At 43.9% G+C, this 18,882-nt stretch carries 10 protein-coding genes; 7 read left to right on the top strand and 3 right to left on the bottom strand.

What is annotated here, in order from left to right:
• Window positions 1–462: 462 nt before the first annotated feature.
• The 3 genes from RS893_RS04645 to RS893_RS04655 all read right to left on the bottom strand — a co-directional run bounded on the left by RS893_RS04645 (window position 463) and on the right by RS893_RS04655 (window position 4,056).
• Window positions 463–2,880, bottom strand: coding sequence for a GH116 family glycosyl hydrolase (locus RS893_RS04645; RefSeq protein WP_315790086.1), 2,418 nt, complete (start codon window positions 2,878–2,880; stop codon window positions 463–465).
• Window positions 2,881–3,007: 127 nt separating this feature from the next.
• Window positions 3,008–3,550: a GIY-YIG nuclease family protein gene (locus RS893_RS04650; RefSeq protein ID WP_315790087.1), complete on the bottom strand. Its 543-nt coding sequence runs from the start codon at window positions 3,548–3,550 to the stop codon at window positions 3,008–3,010.
• Window positions 3,551–3,723: 173 nt separating this feature from the next.
• Window positions 3,724–4,056: a hypothetical protein gene (locus RS893_RS04655; RefSeq protein ID WP_315790088.1), complete on the bottom strand. Its 333-nt coding sequence runs from the start codon at window positions 4,054–4,056 to the stop codon at window positions 3,724–3,726.
• A 321-nt stretch (window positions 4,057–4,377) separates the two neighbouring features.
• On the opposite strand from RS893_RS04655, the gene rpsT reads away from it, so the two are divergent.
• From rpsT to RS893_RS04690, 7 genes are all read left to right on the top strand, one after another.
• Window positions 4,378–4,680 carry a 30S ribosomal protein S20 gene (gene rpsT / locus RS893_RS04660; protein WP_315790089.1) on the top strand — a complete coding sequence of 101 codons (303 nt, stop codon included), beginning with the start codon at window positions 4,378–4,380 and terminating at the stop codon, window positions 4,678–4,680.
• 77 nt (window positions 4,681–4,757) lie between these two features.
• Window positions 4,758–5,543 (top strand): TatD family hydrolase, encoded by a 786-nt coding sequence (locus RS893_RS04665; protein WP_315791867.1) that lies wholly within the window; start codon window positions 4,758–4,760, stop codon window positions 5,541–5,543.
• 665 nt (window positions 5,544–6,208) lie between these two features.
• A complete protein-coding gene (gene rpoB / locus RS893_RS04670; RefSeq protein ID WP_315790090.1) occupies window positions 6,209–9,532 on the top strand; it encodes a DNA-directed RNA polymerase subunit beta in 3,324 nt (1,107 codons plus the stop codon).
• A 154-nt stretch (window positions 9,533–9,686) separates the two neighbouring features.
• On the top strand, window positions 9,687–11,564 hold the full coding sequence (locus RS893_RS04675) for a DNA-directed RNA polymerase subunit gamma (RefSeq protein WP_315790091.1): 1,878 nt from the start codon (window positions 9,687–9,689) through the stop codon (window positions 11,562–11,564).
• Between the two features lie 120 nt (window positions 11,565–11,684).
• Window positions 11,685–15,734: a DNA-directed RNA polymerase subunit beta'' gene (locus tag RS893_RS04680; RefSeq protein ID WP_315790092.1), complete on the top strand. Its 4,050-nt coding sequence runs from the start codon at window positions 11,685–11,687 to the stop codon at window positions 15,732–15,734.
• Window positions 15,735–16,857: 1,123 nt separating this feature from the next.
• Window positions 16,858–18,162: a histidinol dehydrogenase gene (gene hisD / locus RS893_RS04685; RefSeq protein ID WP_315790093.1), complete on the top strand. Its 1,305-nt coding sequence runs from the start codon at window positions 16,858–16,860 to the stop codon at window positions 18,160–18,162.
• 212 nt (window positions 18,163–18,374) lie between these two features.
• Window positions 18,375–18,800 carry a universal stress protein gene (locus RS893_RS04690; RefSeq protein ID WP_315790094.1) on the top strand — a complete coding sequence of 142 codons (426 nt, stop codon included), beginning with the start codon at window positions 18,375–18,377 and terminating at the stop codon, window positions 18,798–18,800.
• The last annotated feature ends 82 nt before the right edge of the window (window positions 18,801–18,882 follow it).

The following is an 18,882-nucleotide window of genomic DNA, read 5'->3' on the forward strand; positions in this document are numbered from 1 at the left end:
CAATAGCCCATCACTTTGTTTTTAGGGCTTTATGTCTTGTATCTGTAACAACAGACCGAAAAACTATTATATTACCATTGCTCCAGGAGAATGCAATACATAGTTGTCGTAGCAAGTAGCCATGCATCCATAGGTTAGTTGCATTTTTTTGGAGAATTCATATTAGTCAATTACAACCAATTACAATCAAAACCGGATTTTTTGTCTTCATGATCAAAAAAGATGGGGAAGTGGGGGGATAGGGACTCACCGGTCCCCCATGAGCGATTGCCGTAGACGCGCTTTACTCGGCTTCTGTAAAGTAAGGGTCCCCCGGCATAAAGAAAGAGGCGTTGGGGATTAGGGGCAATGGGGAGTGTGAGAAGTGTGTAGACGCGCTTATAGGCTTAAGGTAAGGGTGGAGTGTGGAGAGAATAAATAGTAACTTTTGACCAATGACCAATGACAATTGACAACTAACCACTAACCAATAACTAAATAAATTGCCCAAATTGCCATTGCCCGCAGATAGGTACTAGCGCGGAAAGTGCCAACAGCAGTGATTGCTTCTGGTGTGCGGAATTGCAATCCATTTTCGTAAACTTGCCGAACAACAGCTTCTGTCAATTTCATCGCTTCGTCTTTCATATCCATCTGCACCATAAAGGCCGCTAGACCAAAATTGATCCCCGTCCATACTTCTAAAGGATGGGTCGCTTGGGGATTTTCTGGCAAGCCATCAGGACGCAGACCATTAGCAGCACCAAACTGACCATGATGAAACTTTAGGAAACAAGAATTGTAAACGGTTTTCAATGCTGACAACGCGCGATCGCACTTTACAATATCAGGCAATCCCAACAACCGAGCATAGAACTGACCACACAATTGGTCTGCCATTACTACATCCGAACCACTTTCGCTATCTAGTCGATAATACTGACCATTCCAGAGTTTTGCTTCATAAATAGGGCGAGATTGTTCTAACCAAGATTCGTAGATCGATTTTTGTGCTTCTATCTCCTCTATGTTCTCTGTATCTCTGCGGTTTGTTATCAAAACATCACAAATTGCGATCACAGCTTCTAATGTTGCCAACCATAATCCACCACAATAAGCACTCACTCCCTGTAGTCGCCAGTCATCAAAAGTTTGATCAGGCGCACCAGAATTTTCCGGAATTCCATCATTATCTATGTCAAAAGTTTTTAGATATTTGAGGGTTTCTACAATGGCATTCCAGCAGTCTGCTAGAAATGTTATATCGTCAGCACCAGTAAAAAGAAAATCGCGATATACCTGCAAAACAAAATCACATCCTAAATCTTTCCACAAATTGCAATCTTGGTAGCTGGTATAATTTGTCTTTTCCCAAACATGTTCATTAGGTGCACCTAAATCATGAGGTGTTGCTCCTGCAACCTTTCGGACAGCAAAGGGACTCTCTGCACCAATAGTATAGTAGTAGCCAATCACACGAGTGTTAGCATCACTTACTGGAATTGCTCGGGCAAACGCACGCATTACGGCCTTCTCTAGTTCTGGAAATAGCATCAATAGAGCAAAGGAGCCATAAAGCCGGACATCTAAACTTTCATACCAACGGTAGTCTAGGCACTCCAACACCGCAAACTGACCAATCGGATCACGCTCAGTTGCTGCACTCCAGAGAGTACCACCAGCAGTAAGGTCGTAAAGCTCATTAAATAAAGCCATCTTAAACCAGTTTGGTAAATCTGCACGGTCAAGAATGGGTTGTTGCCATGCTTGAATTTGTGCTTGCCAAGCCTGGTATTGTTGTAGTGCTATTAATGCGATCGCCCACGCATTCTTGCCATCATTACCAAAAAAGTCTGTATATCTGCGGTAGTAATTAATGCCAGCTGCAAATTCTGTGACCGGAAAATCCCAAGTCAGAACAAAAGGAATCTTTAGTGTTTCCTTTGGTTGCAGAGTGAAACGCACAGCAAGAGCAGCTGCAATTTGTTCACCCTCAACTGCTGAGGAATGATCTAGATAGTTTAGTAACGATCCATCTTGAGCAAAACTTTGCCACACATCCTCACCATTACCTGTAGGCTGCCAACGGCTATGATAAAAAATTTCTAGTTTGGGATGTTTGCGGGTAGCAATGCACCACTGTCCTTCTCCCTCTTGGATAGGTTGGTCAATGTCAACCCGACCCAGAACATAACCAATATGTTCAGTATTTTCAACTAGTTGATTAAAATTATCTTTACTTTCACCTATACGTGGCTGATACTCGTAAACTGGACTACCATCATCCCGCATGCGTATCTCTGGGGAATTTAAGGCATTAGTAAACCAACCAACCATATTTTCCCAAGTGAGCATAATACTCAAAGTAATAGGTGCGTTGGTAGGATTGTGTGCTTTCCACACAAATACCGCTACAGGGTAGCTAGTTTCTTGGTAATTATTTGCCCAGATTGGAGAAAATTGTTCACAGGTTAACTGGGTTTCATATACTCTTTCATAAACAAACCAACTGCGTGGATAAAGGGCATGATAAGTACCAGTGATCCCTTCTTCATTTTTAATTGTTGGATACCACTGCCAAGCTGCCAAACTTCCATCTTCAGGAGGTTGTGTAGATAAGGCGTATGCCTGAGTTTGTGCTTCAGTACGTTCAAATATACTAAATTGACAAGCAGGGATATTTTTAAAGATGTGTTCGCCACCATCAATATGCCACAGATTAAAATCTCCCCGCGAAGAACGACCAATACAACCTGCACCAAAACCACCTAAAGGCATTCCGTGCCAAGGCCCATCATCAATATTGCTAGCGTAGCGAACAGTATAAGGTTTGTCCCAACCTAAACCAATGGGACGACTCCAGGTGCAAGAAGGGATTTGCGGGAAAGATTGATTTGTCATCGCCTGAGTTGACAGTGTGCAGTCACAATTAAAGAAGACTAGCGCGATGTGTAAATTTTCTCAAGTTGTCTTGCAAATAGGTATCCTGCTATGAAGTTCCACATCATAGTATTTGATAAAAGTAGATTTATTTCAAATCTAACAACCCCTCTTCCTTCAACTTAGGATTAAACCGCACCTGCGTTTGCAAACCCCGCCCTTCTAAAACTTTTAAAATCTCTGCCTCGACTCGCCGCGCCACATTTTTAATAATTTTGATTTTCGCAATTTCATCAATAGAATTTTCATAATTGGCCTGTTCTTCAGTAGTCATTATTGCTTTAGCATCTATTGGCTGTGTCCACTTTCCCTTTTCATTGCCGTTACCCACAGGAACACAACCATTTTCTTCTATCCAAGCCTTTTCAATATTTTCTAATAACGCACGACTAGGACGTTCAATGGTTTGGACTTTTACCCAATAACATTGTTGTGGCTGACGCACAATGTGTTGCTTGAGGCTAAGATAAACATCACGAGAATATCCGACAAATTGCAGCGTTTGTTGTTGATCAAAAATTGCATATACTCCGATTTTACCTTGTAAATATTCAGGTAATTGCCCGTTTTCGTCAATGTAAGGGATATACTCTAAATTTGCTAAAGCAGGAATATTTGTATCTGTAGTCATAAAAATTCTGGTGAGTGATTAGTAGTTGGTTGTTGGTTGTTGGTGGTGAGTCAGCGACGGGAACGCAGGGTGTCTCCCCCATGAGCGACTGACGAACCCGTAGACGCGCAAGCGTCTTCTCACAAGAGTAGGGTTAGTGGTTGGTTGTTTACTACTCCCCACCTCCCCACTCTCTACCTCCCAATCCCTAATTTCTTATAAACAGCACAAAGGCGACTAGGTTTGAAAATTTTGGCTGTGAACATGAAATTAGGGGGAACGTTGATAATGATGTACTCCTCCGATTTATGGTATTTTTCAAATTCAGCTGGCATTCCTTTAGGAGTGGCTATACTGTAAGGTACTGGCTGAAAAATCAATTCTGTAAATTCTACTTGTTCACACTGCAAGTTTTGGCAAATCTGATTTAAAAATGCTTCACTTCTCAATAATTTAAATAGATTCTCTTTCGCTTGTGGTTCAAGAGTGAAATTGCTATCGAAATTTTCGATAATTTTCAAAGCCATGTTTTTATAGATAATTTTGACCTACTGAGTGAGTACTGTTAGCAGAGAAAGATACCTTTTGATCATGAAAATTTATGAAGATAGGGATAGGAAATAGGTGATCGGGGACAAGGTAGACATGGGACATATAGGGGAAATGGAAGACATGGGAAAAATAAGTAACACCCAAACCCCGATTCCCGATCCCTTGTCCCCAAATTATGTAGACTCCAATACCAAAACCTAACTTTTTTCTCAGGAATCATAACATTGGCGTTTTGGATGCTATATTAGTAAGTCTAGTAGTGTGTGTACATATTTATAATCTTTCTGGAACTGACTGTGGCGAATACAAAGTCTGCTCTCAAGCGCGCCAAAATCGCAGAGCGCAATCGTTTACGGAATAAAGCTTATAAATCAGCTGTGAAGACGCTGATGAAAAAATACTTTGCTGCGGTAGAAACCTATGCAGCAAATCCAACCCCTGAATCCAAGCAAGAAGTCCAAGCTCGGATGTCAGAAGCTTATAGCAAAATTGATAAAGCTGTGAAGCGAGGCGTCCTCCATCCTAACAATGGGGCTAGGAAAAAATCTAGACTAGCTCAAAGGTTAAAAGCTCACACACAGCCAGCGGCAACTGCATAATAGTCATTGGTCATTGGTCATTTGTCATTTGTAAAGACAAAGGACAAATGACAAAGGACAAAAGACAAAAAATAACAATGCAGCTAATCGATACCCACGTTCATATCAACTTTGACGTTTTCCAGTCAGATTTAGAAACAGTACGATCGCGATGGCAAGAAGCAGGCGTAGTGCGTCTAGTACACTCCTGTGTTGAGCCAGCGGAATTTTCTAGTATTGCGGCTCTAGCTCATCAGTTTCCCGAAATTAGTATTTCTGTGGGGTTGCATCCTTTAGATGCAGACAAATGGAATCATCAAACACTAGATGAGATTAAATCTTTAGCTCAATCTGGTCCTAAAGTAGTAGCAATTGGGGAAATGGGGCTGGATTTTTATAAAGCTAATAACTACGAACAGCAATGCATGGTATTTGAAGCGCAGTTGAGGATAGCAACTGAACTCAACTTACCAGTGATTATCCACTGCCGTAAGGCTACAGCAGAAGTCAGGGATGTACTGCAAAAATGGAAAAATCTCAAGGGTGAGAGTGTACGAGGTGTGATGCACTGCTGGGGTGGAACGCCAGAGGAAACTCAATGGTTTCTAGACTTAGGCTTTTACATCAGCTTTAGCGGTACTGTTACCTTTAAAAACGCTAAACAAATTCAAGCATCCGCTACGATGGTGAAAAGCGATCGCCTACTAGTTGAAACAGACTGTCCTTTTCTCGCACCAGTGCCAAAGCGGGGTGAAAAGCGTAATGAACCCGCTTATGTTCGCTATGTAGCTGAACAAATAGCGCGTCTACGAGGAGAAACAACTGAAGCGATCGCAGCTATTACTACTCAGAATGCCTGTGATCTATTCGGTTTGACACTATAAAGCATATATAAGCACGTATTATGTGTATTTTCTGGAACTATCTTCTGGAAAAGAAAATTTGAGGGGACAAAAATTATGATATTATTGTACCCTCCAAAAAATCTTTACTTGCGCCATAATGTTTAAGGAGGCAAATTATCAACTTCTCGGCTTTTGTTGTACTACTATTCACTTGACCATCCTCTTAAGCTCCATACAATGAAGCTAAAAAGCTATGACTACCTACTTTACAGTTTAGGTGGAGCTAGATTTCAGCTTAAGCATTAAAGTTATAGAAATTTATAAACGAAATTTTTTGTGAGAATTATCCGCCAACCTCAAGCTACAACAGACAAGCACTAGGCTGAGAAAATTATTTGCTCAGTTCTAGGATATCATCGCTCTGGGTTGAAAAACACCACAGTTTATCAAGGCAACAGTAAAAAGAACTGCGTAAGATGAATAGCGCGGTTTTTGGAGGGGAAGTGAAGAGAGCAAAATACATTCGGGCAAAGCTGAACCATCTTCTGTTTTTAGAAATCCAGCAAAAGGGGCAAATTCCCTCTTGCCAAAATGACTCTTTCCAGGTTTAATTGCTCCGTTTGCCTGCACCTGCAATTAGCAGGTGGTGTAAGGAGAAGTTCCCACACACCGACAATTTTAACCAGGTTGACAAAGGTAGAGGCATGACTAACGACACAATAATGGAACCCGCCTTTTTGTTGCCCGACTTAATTGAAATCCAGCGTTCTAGTTTTCGCTGGTTTTTAGAGGAAGGGCTGATTGAAGAACTTAACTCCTTTAGTCCCATTACTGACTACACCGGCAAACTTGAGCTGCACTTTTTAGGTCAGAATTACAAACTGAAGGAACCAAAGTACGACGTTGACGAAGCTAAGCGGCGCGATAGCACTTACGCCGTGCAAATGTACGTACCTACACGTTTGATTAACAAAGAAACGGGGGAAATTAAGGAGCAAGAAGTATTTATTGGAGATTTGCCTCTGATGACAGAGCGCGGCACGTTTATTATTAACGGTGCTGAGCGAGTGATTGTCAACCAGATCGTGCGATCGCCAGGAGTGTACTATAAATCAGAAATTGACAAAAACGGTAGGCGTACTTATTCAGCTAGTTTAATTCCTAACCGGGGTGCTTGGCTGAAATTTGAAACAGACCGTAACGACTTAGTGTGGGTACGCATTGATAAAACCCGCAAACTGTCTGCCCAAGTACTATTGAAAGCATTGGGGCTATCAGATAACGAAATCTTTGACGCTTTGCGTCACCCCGAATATTTTCAGAAAACCATCGAAAAAGAGGGGCAATTCTCTGAAGAAGAAGCCCTAATGGAACTATACCGCAAACTGCGTCCTGGTGAGCCACCCACTGTCTTAGGTGGACAACAACTCCTTGACTCTCGCTTTTTTGATCCCAAGCGCTATGACTTAGGGCGTGTAGGACGCTACAAACTCAACAAAAAACTGCGTCTGCAAGTACCAGAAACAATGCGGGTACTCACCCCCCAAGATATCTTGGCGGCGGTGGATTACCTAATTAACCTAGAATATGATATTGGTAGCATAGACGACATTGATCACCTCGGAAATCGCCGAGTTAGAAGCGTTGGTGAATTACTGCAAAACCAAGTCAGAGTCGGTTTAAACCGTTTGGAACGGATTATTCGGGAAAGGATGACTGTATCCGATGCTGAAGTCCTCACCCCTGCTTCCTTGGTTAACCCCAAGCCTCTGGTAGCAGCAATTAAAGAATTCTTTGGCTCCAGCCAATTGTCGCAGTTCATGGATCAAACCAACCCCTTGGCAGAACTGACACACAAACGTCGTCTTTCTGCCCTTGGGCCTGGTGGTCTGACTCGTGAACGTGCTGGCTTTGCGGTTCGCGATATTCACCCATCCCACTATGGACGTATTTGTCCCATTGAAACACCAGAAGGACCCAACGCTGGTTTGATTGGTTCCTTAGCCACCCATGCCCGGGTAAACCAATACGGCTTCTTAGAAACGCCCTTCCGTCCAGTGGAAAATGGGCGTGTTAGGTATGACTTGCCACCAGTTTACATGACTGCCGACGAAGAAGACGACTTCCGGGTAGCGGCTGGAGATGCCCCAATAGATGAAAATGGTCATCTCATGGGTCCAGAAGTACCTGTACGCTATCGTCAGGAATTCTCCACCACAACCCCAGAACAAGTAGACTATATCGCAGTCTCTCCCGTACAAATTGTGTCGGTAGCTACGAGCATGATTCCCTTCTTGGAGCATGACGACGCTAACCGCGCTCTCATGGGATCGAACATGCAACGGCAGGCCGTACCCCTGCTCAAGCCAGAGCGTCCATTGGTAGGAACAGGCTTGGAAGCTCAGGGAGCTAGAGACTCGGGGATGGTAATTGTCTCACGTACCGACGGTGATGTCACCTACGTAGATGCGACTAAGATCCGGGTACGTCCACGGGTACGTCCAGGTGAGGAAAACGCCAAACCCCCTGCTGAAATCGAGTACATCCTGTCCAAGTACCAGCGTTCCAACCAAGACACTTGCTTGAACCAAAAACCCCTCGTCCGCATCGGAGAACGAGTTGTTGCTGGTCAGGTGCTAGCAGACGGTTCCTCTACCGAAGGTGGAGAATTGGCACTGGGACAAAATATCATCGTCGCCTATATGCCTTGGGAAGGCTATAACTACGAAGACGCAATTTTGATTTCCGAAAGATTAGTACAGGATGATGTTTATACCTCAATTCACATTGAAAAATATGAAATTGAGGCCAGACAGACAAAACTGGGACCCGAAGAAATCACAAGAGAAATTCCCAACGTTGGTGAAGATGCCCTACGGAATTTAGATGAACAGGGAATCATTCGCATCGGTGCGTGGGTAGAAGCGGGAGATATTCTCGTCGGTAAAGTCACTCCCAAAGGTGAATCTGACCAACCACCAGAAGAAAAACTACTGCGGGCAATCTTTGGTGAAAAAGCGCGGGATGTGCGAGATAATTCCTTACGCGTACCTAATGGTGAAAAAGGACGCGTCGTAGACGTGCGGATCTTTACCCGGGAACAAGGTGATGAACTACCACCAGGAGCCAACATGGTGGTGCGGGTATATGTAGCCCAGAAGCGGAAAATCCAAGTTGGTGACAAAATGGCAGGACGTCACGGCAACAAAGGGATTATTTCCAAGATACTTCCAATGGAAGACATGCCCTATTTGCCTGATGGTTCACCAGTAGATATCGTCCTCAACCCCTTGGGTGTGCCTAGTCGAATGAACGTTGGACAGGTATTTGAGTGTCTGTTGGGTTGGGCTGGTCACGTCATGGGAGTGCGGTTTAAGATTACGCCCTTTGACGAAATGTATGGTGAAGAAGCATCCCGTTCAATTGTGCATGGCAAATTGCAAGAAGCGCGGGATGAAACTGGCAGAAACTGGGTATTTAACCCAGATGACCCAGGCAAAATTCTAGTATATGACGGTCGCACTGGTGAACCCTTTGATCGACCAGTGACAGTAGGTGTTGCTTACATGCTGAAACTGGTACACCTAGTAGACGATAAAATCCACGCCCGTTCTACTGGCCCATACTCCTTAGTTACCCAACAGCCTTTGGGTGGTAAAGCCCAGCAAGGTGGTCAGCGCTTTGGAGAAATGGAAGTGTGGGCATTGGAAGCCTTTGGTGCTGCTTACACATTGCAGGAATTGCTGACAGTCAAATCTGACGATATGCAAGGTCGCAATGAAGCACTAAATGCGATCGTTAAAGGTAAGGCCATTCCTCGACCAGGAACACCAGAGTCTTTCAAGGTTTTAATGCGAGAATTGCAATCTCTAGGATTGGATATTGCTGTCCACAAGGTGGAAACTCAAACAGATGGCAGTACCGTGGACGTAGAAGTTGATTTGATGGCAGACAATAGTGCCCGTCGTACACCTCCACGTCCAACCTACGAATCCTTAAGCCGCGAGTCGATGGAAGAGGAAGAATAAATACTGGTTGTTTGTTGATAGTTGGTGGTTGGTTGGAAAATCCAAACAACCAACAACAAACAACCATCAACTAAAAACTAAATACTCCCACTAGCACGGCGAAATTATGCCCGTGCTGTTTATAAAGTCATAACTTAAACGCAGCATTAAACAGATGAGAAACGCCCAAACTAATCAGTTTGACTACGTTAAAATCGGCTTGGCATCGCCCGAACGTATTCGTCAGTGGGGTGAAAGAACACTACCCAATGGTCAGGTTGTTGGTGAAGTTACTAAGCCGGAAACAATCAACTATCGGACTCTCAAACCAGAGATGGATGGTTTGTTCTGTGAGCGCATCTTTGGCCCGGCAAAAGATTGGGAATGCCATTGCGGTAAATATAAGAGAGTACGCCATCGGGGGATTGTTTGCGAACGCTGTGGTGTGGAAGTTACCGAATCACGAGTACGTCGTCACCGCATGGGTTACATTAAACTTGCCGCACCTGTAGCTCACGTTTGGTATCTCAAAGGTATTCCTAGTTATATCTCCATCCTGTTGGATATGCCACTGCGGGATGTAGAGCAAATTGTTTATTTCAATTCCTATGTTGTTCTTAGCCCTGGTAATGCTGAAACCCTCAGCTATAAACAATTACTTAGTGAGGATCAGTGGCTAGAAATTGAAGACCAGATTTATAGCGAAGATTCAACTTTACAAGGTGTAGAGGTAGGCATTGGTGCAGAGGCATTACTGCGACTACTTGCTGATATTAACCTCGAACAAGAAGCTGAAACTCTACGGGAAGAAATTACCACTGCCAAAGGTCAAAAACGAGCAAAGCTAATTAAACGCCTGCGGGTAATTGATAACTTTATCGCCACTGGCTCAAAACCTGAGTGGATGGTAATGGCAGTAATTCCTGTCATTCCACCAGATTTGCGCCCAATGGTACAGCTTGATGGTGGACGCTTTGCAACCAGCGACTTGAACGATTTGTATCGTCGAGTAATTAACCGTAACAACCGTCTGGCACGTTTGCAGGAAATTTTGGCTCCGGAGATTATCGTTCGCAACGAGAAGCGGATGCTACAAGAAGCGGTAGACGCATTAATTGATAATGGTCGACGTGGACGGACTGTAGTAGGGGCAAATAACCGACCCTTAAAATCTTTATCAGACATTATTGAAGGGAAACAAGGGCGTTTCCGGCAAAACTTGCTGGGGAAACGGGTTGACTACTCTGGACGTTCTGTTATTGTGGTGGGGCCAAAGTTAAATATTCACCAATGCGGTTTGCCACGGGAAATGGCAATTGAGCTATTCCAGCCGTTTGTGATCCACCGCCTCATTCGTAGCGGCATGGTAAACAACATTAAAGCTGCGAAAAAGCTAATTTCCCGGTCTGACCCCAGTGTTTGGGATGTCTTGGAAGAAGTAATTGAAGGACATCCAGTTTTACTAAACCGCGCTCCTACCCTGCACCGCTTGGGTATTCAGTCTTTTGAGCCAATCTTGGTAGAAGGAAGAGCGATCCAGTTACATCCATTGGTATGTCCAGCTTTTAACGCTGACTTTGACGGCGATCAAATGGCGGTACATGTACCGTTATCTCTGGAATCACAAGCTGAAGCACGGTTATTGATGCTGGCTTCTAACAACATTTTGTCTCCTGCTACAGGAAAGCCCATTATTACACCTAGCCAAGACATGGTGTTAGGTTCGTATTACTTAACCGCAGAAAACCCCCATGCCACCAAAGGTGCAGGACGGTATTTTGCTTCTTTAGACGACGTAATTATGGCTTTTGATCAGGAACAGGTAGACCTGCACGCCTACATCTATGTCCGCTACGACGGCGAAGTTGAGTCCGACCAAGCGGATCATGAGCCACGGGAAGTGGTGAAAAATGATGATGGTAGTGTGACTAAGTTGTATAAATACCGTCGAGTGAGAGAAGACGCTCAGGGAAATCTCATTTCTCAGTATATATACACAACGCCGGGTCGTGTAATTTACAACAAGGCAATTCAGGAAGCGCTAGCAAGTTAGTTAATCGTCAATTGTCAATAGTCAATTGTCATTAGCATCACTATTGACTCTGGACTATTGACTCTGGACTATTGACTCTGGACTATTGACTCTGGACTATTGACTCTGGACTATTGACAAATGACTAACGACAAAATGATTTTCCGCAATCGCGTCGTTGACAAAGGTCAACTGCGTAATTTGATTTCTTGGGCGTTTACGCACTATGGTACAGCGCGGACGGCTGTGATGGCGGACAAATTAAAAGATTTGGGTTTCCGCTATGCTACTAAAGCTGGGGTTTCAATCAGCGTAGAAGATTTGATGGTGCCTCCTTCCAAGCGATCGCTCCTAGAAGCCGCAGAAGCAGAAATTCGCGCTACAGAAGAACGTTACCAACGGGGGGAAATTACGGAAGTAGAACGTTTCCAAAAAGTAATTGATACCTGGAACGGTACTTCTGAAGCCCTTAAAGACGAAGTTGTCACCCACTTCAAAAAGACAAACCCCCTTAACTCCGTGTATATGATGGCATTTTCTGGAGCTAGGGGTAATATCTCCCAAGTACGGCAATTGGTAGGAATGCGGGGACTGATGGCAGATCCGCAAGGGGAAATTATTGACTTACCGATCAAAACCAACTTCCGGGAAGGACTCACCGTTACTGAGTACATTATTTCCTCTTACGGTGCGCGCAAAGGTTTGGTAGATACCGCCCTCCGCACAGCAGACTCTGGTTATCTCACCCGTCGTCTGGTGGACGTTTCCCAGGATGTGATTATCCGGGAGTTTGACTGTGGAACTACCAGAGGAATTCCCATCCGGGCAATGACCGAAGGTGGTAAGACTATGATTAGGCTAGAAACCCGCCTCATGGGGCGAGTTGTGGCGGAAGATGTGGTACATCCCACCACCGGTGAAGTCATCGCACCTCGAAATACACCCATTTCTGACGACTTGGCAAAAATCATTGAAAAATCAGGTGTTACTGAAGTAGTAGTGCGATCGCCCTTGACTTGTGAAGCAGCACGATCAGTTTGCCAACATTGCTATGGCTGGAGTTTAGCCCACGCCAAAATGGTAGATTTAGGTGAAGCTGTAGGTATTATTGCTGCCCAAAGTATCGGTGAACCGGGTACCCAGCTGACGATGCGTACTTTCCACACAGGCGGTGTATTCACTGGGGAAGTGGCTAAACAAGAACGCGCTGTAATGGCTGGTACAATTCGTTTCCCCCGTCGCCTGCGCACAAGACCATATCGTACCCGTCACGGTGAAGATGCTTTGTATGTGGAAACGAACGGCACACTAACTTTGGATGCGGGTGACTCAACAACCAGGGAAATTGCTGTTACTCAAGGTTCAACACTCTACGTTGTAGATGGACAACAAGTCAAGCAAGGTCAATTAATCGCAGAAGTAGCCCTTGGCGGACGTACAACTCGCGCTAATACAGAAAAAGCTGTGAAAGACGTAGCGTCTGACTTAGCCGGGGAAGTTAAGTTCGCCGATGTTGTTGCAGAACAAAAAACTGACCGTCAAGGTAACACCACCACCACAGCAGCACGGGGTGGTTTAATCTGGATTTTGTCAGGGGAAGTGTATAACTTACCACCTGGTGCAGAATTGGTAGTCAAAGAAAATGATACCGTCGCGACTAATGGTGTCCTCGCAGAAACCAAGCTCACCACCCAGCACGGTGGTGTGGTACGTTTGCCCGAAGCTACCCCAGGCAAATCTACACGGGAAATTGAAATCATTACAGCTTCTGTAATTTTAGACCAAGCTACAGTCACTGTCCAAAGTTCGCAAGGTAAAAATAACTACTTAGTTAGCACTGGTAATAATCAAGTCTTTAACTTGAGGGCAACACCTGGTACAAAAGTCCAAAACGGTCAGGTAGTCGCCGAGTTGATTGACGACCGTTATCGTACCACTACTGGTGGAATGCTCAAATACGCTGGTGTAGAAGTCCAGAAAAAAGGTAAAGCCAAGCAAGGTTACGAAGTGGTGCAAGGCGGAACTTTACTGTGGATTCCTGAAGAAACCCACGAAGTGAATAAAGACATCTCCTTGCTGTTAGTGGAAGACGGTCAGTATGTTGAAGCTGGTACTGAAGTAGTTAAGGATATCTTCTGCCAAAACAATGGTGTGATTGAAGTCACCCAGAAAAATGACATTCTGCGAGAAGTTGTAATTAAACCAGGAGACCTGCTGATGGTAGATGACCCAGAAGCAGTGATGAGTAAAGATAACACCTTTATCCAACCTGGTGAAGAACTACTGGGACAAACCTTTAATGAACTGCGCTACATTCAGTACGTGGAAACACCAGAAGGTCCTGCCTTATTAAGTCGTTTGGTGGTTGAGTATGCAGTACCCAACTATCCTGATGTGCCTTCTACTACATCTGTGAGTCAGCAAACTGCCCGTTCAATTCAATTGCGGGCTGTACAAAGGCTGCCTTACAAAGATTCTGAACGTGTTAAATGTGTTGAAGGTGTAGAACTGCTACGAACCCAACTAGTCTTGGAAATTGAGCAAGAAGACGAGCAAGACCACACAGCTTCCCCCTTGGCAGCAGATATTGAATTGGTAGCTGATACTAATGATCCAGAAATTCAACGTTTGCAGCTAGTTATTTTGGAATCTTTAACGGTTCGTCGAGATATTACCGCTGATGCTACTCAAGGTAGTACAAATACAACCCTTGAAGTTGAAGACGGACAAACTATTGCTCCTGGTGCAGTAGTAGCACGTACCCAAATCTTATGTAAAGAAGGCGGTATTGTACGGGGCGTCAAAAAAGGTACAGAAGCTGTTCGTCGTTGCTTGGTGTTGCGTCAACAACACGACATGATCAAGATGAATTGCGCTGTCCAACCCAAAATAAAGCCGGGTGATTTGGTGGTAGAAGGTACAGAAATTGCTTCAGGAGTCATTGCTGAAGAATCTGGGCAAGTTGTAGCAGTGAAAAAAGCAGAAAGTGCAGGAGAAACTACGGCTGATGAATCAGCACTGGCTACTCAAAACTACTCTGTTACCATCCGTGTTGGTCGTCCCTACCGCGTCAGTGGTGGTGCGATTTTACAAGTAGAAGACGGCGATTTGGTGCAGCGTGGTGATAACTTGGTGTTGTTAGTATTTGAACGCGCCAAGACAGGAGACATCATCCAAGGTTTGCCGAGAATTGAAGAACTCCTCGAAGCTCGTAAGCCAAAAGAGGCATGTATCTTAGCTAAGAGAGCAGGAGAAGTTAAGGTTATCTATGGTGATGGTGACGAAGCGATCGCTATAAAAGTGATCGAACCAAACGCTGTAGTTACAGACTATACGATTGGCCCTGGACAAAACTTAGTAGTTACAGACGGGCAAACAGTCAGTGCTGGACAGCCACTCACAGACGGCCCAGCCAACCCCCACGAAATCTTGGACGTCTTCTTTAACCTTGGTTCTGAAGATGGAGTCTACGCCTGTGCTAGTCATGCCTTGCAGAAGGTGCAAACCTTCCTGGTGAATGAAGTACAAATGGTGTATCAGTCTCAAGGAATTGATATTGCTGATAAACACATTGAAGTGATTGTTCGTCAGATGACTTCTAAAGTACGGGTTGATGATGGTGGTGACACCACTATGCTGCCTGGTGAATTGGTAGAACTGCGTCAAATCGAACAGGTAAACGAAGCGATGGCAATTACCGGCGGTGCGAGGGCGCAATACACTCCTGTATTGTTGGGTATTACCAAAGCATCTTTAAATACTGATAGCTTCATTTCTGCCGCGTCCTTCCAAGAAACTACTCGGGTATTAACCGAAGCAGCAATAGAAGGTAAATCTGATTGGTTACGTGGTTTGAAAGAAAACGTGATTATCGGACGATTGATTCCTGCTGGCACAGGCTTTAATACCTACGAAGAATCCGGTATAGTCGAAGACTACACTGATTCCTTCAGCAGTAGCGTCTTGGATGAAGTTGAAGATCCATTAGATATGGTGCTGGATGATCGCACAGCCCGTACCTACAACTTAGATTCTCCAACTCTAGGAGTAGGAGAAATGACTTATGGCAGCAGACCAAAGTCAATTCTAGATGATGATGATGATTTGATTCCGGGTGAAATCAACGATCTGACAGAAGACGACGAAGATGATTACGATGAAGATGATTTTGAGGACGAAGACGACGAATAAACTAGCGTAGTCACAAATTCTTGCGGGGATATAGCAAAACTAACTATATCCCCGCTTTTTGTTAGTCTGGGTGTATATGAAGAAAGAACTAAGAAGACCTATAAAGCTTTTATAGTTTTTTTACCGAAGAAAGGCGATAGTCCCTATTAAACAAGTTCCACCACCAAGCATGAAAAACTCTCACCTCCAACCCCTCTCCTTGGTAAGGAGAGGGGTGGCGCAGCCGGGGTGAGGTTACTTTCAACTCATTAGGCAGAAGATTAGTTTCACGCTAGACAGCCATGTGATAAATCACACAATGAGGGCATGAAAATTTGACTCCTCCTACACCCCTACACCCTTACACCCCACACTCATTTTTAAGACAGAAAAATATATCTGTTATGTCAATGACAGATATATTTTGAGAATTTGTAGGAAAATAAACAAGTATATTTACTCTGTTGATTTTTGGCTTAGGCAATTTGAAAATCCTCGTTGACAATTGATCTCATCTTGAGGAAAAAATTCATTTTTGTTTGACAGTATTTATGAAAGCCTCTTTATATTTTGTTTTCACCACTAGAAATACGTTAAAATTAAGTACTCGATAAATCAGTTATCTCATTCACCACCTGTTACCAAGTGGTAGTGATTGCTTAAAATTTAATCCATCTTCAAATGATATGTATTGATAGAGGTAATAAAGTGTAAACAGCTAAAGTTCAGAAGCCGAAATTTAGACATCCGCTCATCTGTATCCATACAATAATGTTAGCTACTAAATTAGAAAGATAGGCAGAAAGTATACTTAGAGCCTACCTATGCAATCAAAAACCGACTAAATGTGAAAACAATCCATCTCCCTAATTTGGGGATATGATAAACATGAAAAAAGTGCTTATCGTTGAGAGTAACTAGTAAGACTTTTTTAAATACTACTAAATTAGCCGGAAACCGACTAGAATGATCACAATTTGGTGGCCTTTGTAAAAAAGTCATATGCTACAAACCTTGAGAGTATCAAAAAAATCCAGGTTAAGCTAGAAAAGAGAGTTGGTGTTAGCTACCCTTCCCCCTGAGGGCAAGAAGCAAAACTCATTCTCAAGCGGGAATATTTTAAAGTTGGCATTGTCCTTACTCCATGCTGCGAATCATTACTCAGCAGGCAGACGTCAGATCAGAATTACAAAGGATCTGCGATCGCACCAATGACGAACAGGTGCTTCATAAAGAAGCAACAGTGCGGGAAGTGTTGCAAGCGGTGAAGCGCCAAGGTGATAAAGCTGTATTACATTACACAGCAGAATTTGATCATCAAATTCTCAGACCAGAAGAACTACGGGTTACAGGCTCAGAAATAGATGCTGCCTATCAACAGGTCTCAAAAGAACTAGTGGAAGCAATTAGACTGGCTTGTCGCCAAATTGAAGCGTTTCACCGCCAACGAGTTCCGAAAAGTTGGGTACACTTTGATGATGATGAAGTGGTTCTCGGCAAACGCTATACTCCTGTAGATCGAGCAGGAATATACGTACCTGGTGGTCGCGCTGCATACCCAAGTACAGTCTTAATGAATGCAATTCCTGCCCAGATAGCAGGAGTACGCCGTATAATTATGGTGACACCTCCAGGAGCAGGTAAAACGATTTACCCAGCAGTTTTGGTAGCTGCCCAAGAAGTTGGGTTGCAAGAAATTTATCGCGTTGGTGGAGCGCAAGCGATCGCTGCTTTAGCCTATGGTACAAAAACAATTCCTAAAGTCGATGTCATCACCGGACCAGGTAACATTTATGTGACTTTGGCAAAAAAACTGGTTTATGGAACAGTTGGTATTGATTCTTTAGCGGGCCCGAGCGAAGTGCTGATTATTGCCGATGAAACCGCGAATCCCGTTCATGTAGCAGCAGATATGCTAGCACAAGCAGAACACGATCAAATGGCGGCGGCAATTTTATTGACCACAGATCCGGCTTTAGCTAAGAACGTGCAAGTTGCTGTCGAAAGACAATTAGTAGATCACCCGAGACGCACCCTTACAGAAAAAGCCCTCGCTCACTACGGCTTGATTGTAATTGTAGAATCCCTACAGGCAGCAGCCGAACTCTCAAATGAGTTTGCTCCCGAATACCTAGAACTAGAAGTGGAAGATCCTTGGGAGAAAGTCCTACCATTCATTCGCCATGCTGGGGCAATTTTCTTAGGTCACTCCACACCGGAAGCAGTAGGAGACTATATTGCTGGGCCCAACCATACCTTACCTACCTCTGGTGCAGCCCGCTATGCTTCGCCATTGGGAGTCGAAACTTTCCTCAAATACTCAAGTATTATTCAGTACTCACAAACTGCCTTGGAAAAAGTAGCAGGCGCAATTGATGCACTAGCAGCAGCCGAAGGCTTAGCCTCTCATGCTGATTCCGTAAGACGGCGAGTTCAAAAAGAAGAATAAATCATATTGTTGATGGTTGATAGTTGCTAGTAGGTCGTTGATAGCCTAACAAATAACAAACAACAAACAAGAATTATTAAATTTTCTCCAGACTTTTGACAAAAACCAAATTGTGGCGTCAAACTTAAACTTTAAGCCTACATTCACCTTAGTGTAATCTTGAAAACTATTACTTTTAATTACAGGGGTTTGCACTTTTGGAGATACAAGCCGTGCTAAAGACTATTTTGGTAGCTCTAGACTCTTCAGGTATTGCAGAGCGAGTCATTGAAACTTTAAACGATTTAGTACTACCAAAAGACAGCAAAGTTGTCCTTTGTCATGTTTTCCCTCCCCCTGAGTTAGAAATGGAATTGCCTGCCGATAGACCTCACTCAGATTCCCCAGCCCTTTCTTATCTACAGATCGAAAAACAACTGCAATCTTATCAAGCACAGTTACCTGTGCCAAGTGAAATAGAATTAGTTACCGGTGATCCAGCAGAAGAAATAATCCGCCTTGCCAATATTTACAAAGCTGATTTAATTGTGATTGGTAGTCGTGGATTGACTGGTATGAACCGAATAGTTCAGGGTTCAGTTAGTAGTCAAGTAGTAGAAGAAGCCAATTGCTCTGTGTTTGTAGTCAAGCTTAATTGAAGATCAGGCAGCTATGCTGAGGGCAGATGGCAGAAGGATTAAAATCCTTGGCTGATAGCAAAAGTCATCTAAAAGATGACTC

The sequence above is a fragment of the Fischerella sp. JS2 genome (genome assembly GCF_032393985.1).
Classification (GTDB): domain Bacteria; phylum Cyanobacteriota; class Cyanobacteriia; order Cyanobacteriales; family Nostocaceae; genus Fischerella.

Bases quoted from the DNA above. Each gene is read 5' to 3' on its own strand.
- hisD (WP_315790093.1), top strand. From the start codon at position 16,858: ATGCTGCGAATCATTACTCAGCAGGCAGACGTCAGATCAGAATTACAA.
- RS893_RS04675 (WP_315790091.1), top strand. From the start codon at position 9,687: ATGAGAAACGCCCAAACTAATCAGTTTGACTACGTTAAAATCGGCTTG.
- rpoB (WP_315790090.1), top strand. From the start codon at position 6,209: ATGACTAACGACACAATAATGGAACCCGCCTTTTTGTTGCCCGACTTA.
- RS893_RS04680 (WP_315790092.1), top strand. From the start codon at position 11,685: ATGACTAACGACAAAATGATTTTCCGCAATCGCGTCGTTGACAAAGGT.
- RS893_RS04665 (WP_315791867.1), top strand. From the start codon at position 4,758: ATGCAGCTAATCGATACCCACGTTCATATCAACTTTGACGTTTTCCAG.
- RS893_RS04645 (WP_315790086.1), bottom strand. From the start codon at position 2,880: ATGACAAATCAATCTTTCCCGCAAATCCCTTCTTGCACCTGGAGTCGT.
- RS893_RS04650 (WP_315790087.1), bottom strand. From the start codon at position 3,550: ATGACTACAGATACAAATATTCCTGCTTTAGCAAATTTAGAGTATATC.
- RS893_RS04655 (WP_315790088.1), bottom strand. From the start codon at position 4,056: ATGGCTTTGAAAATTATCGAAAATTTCGATAGCAATTTCACTCTTGAA.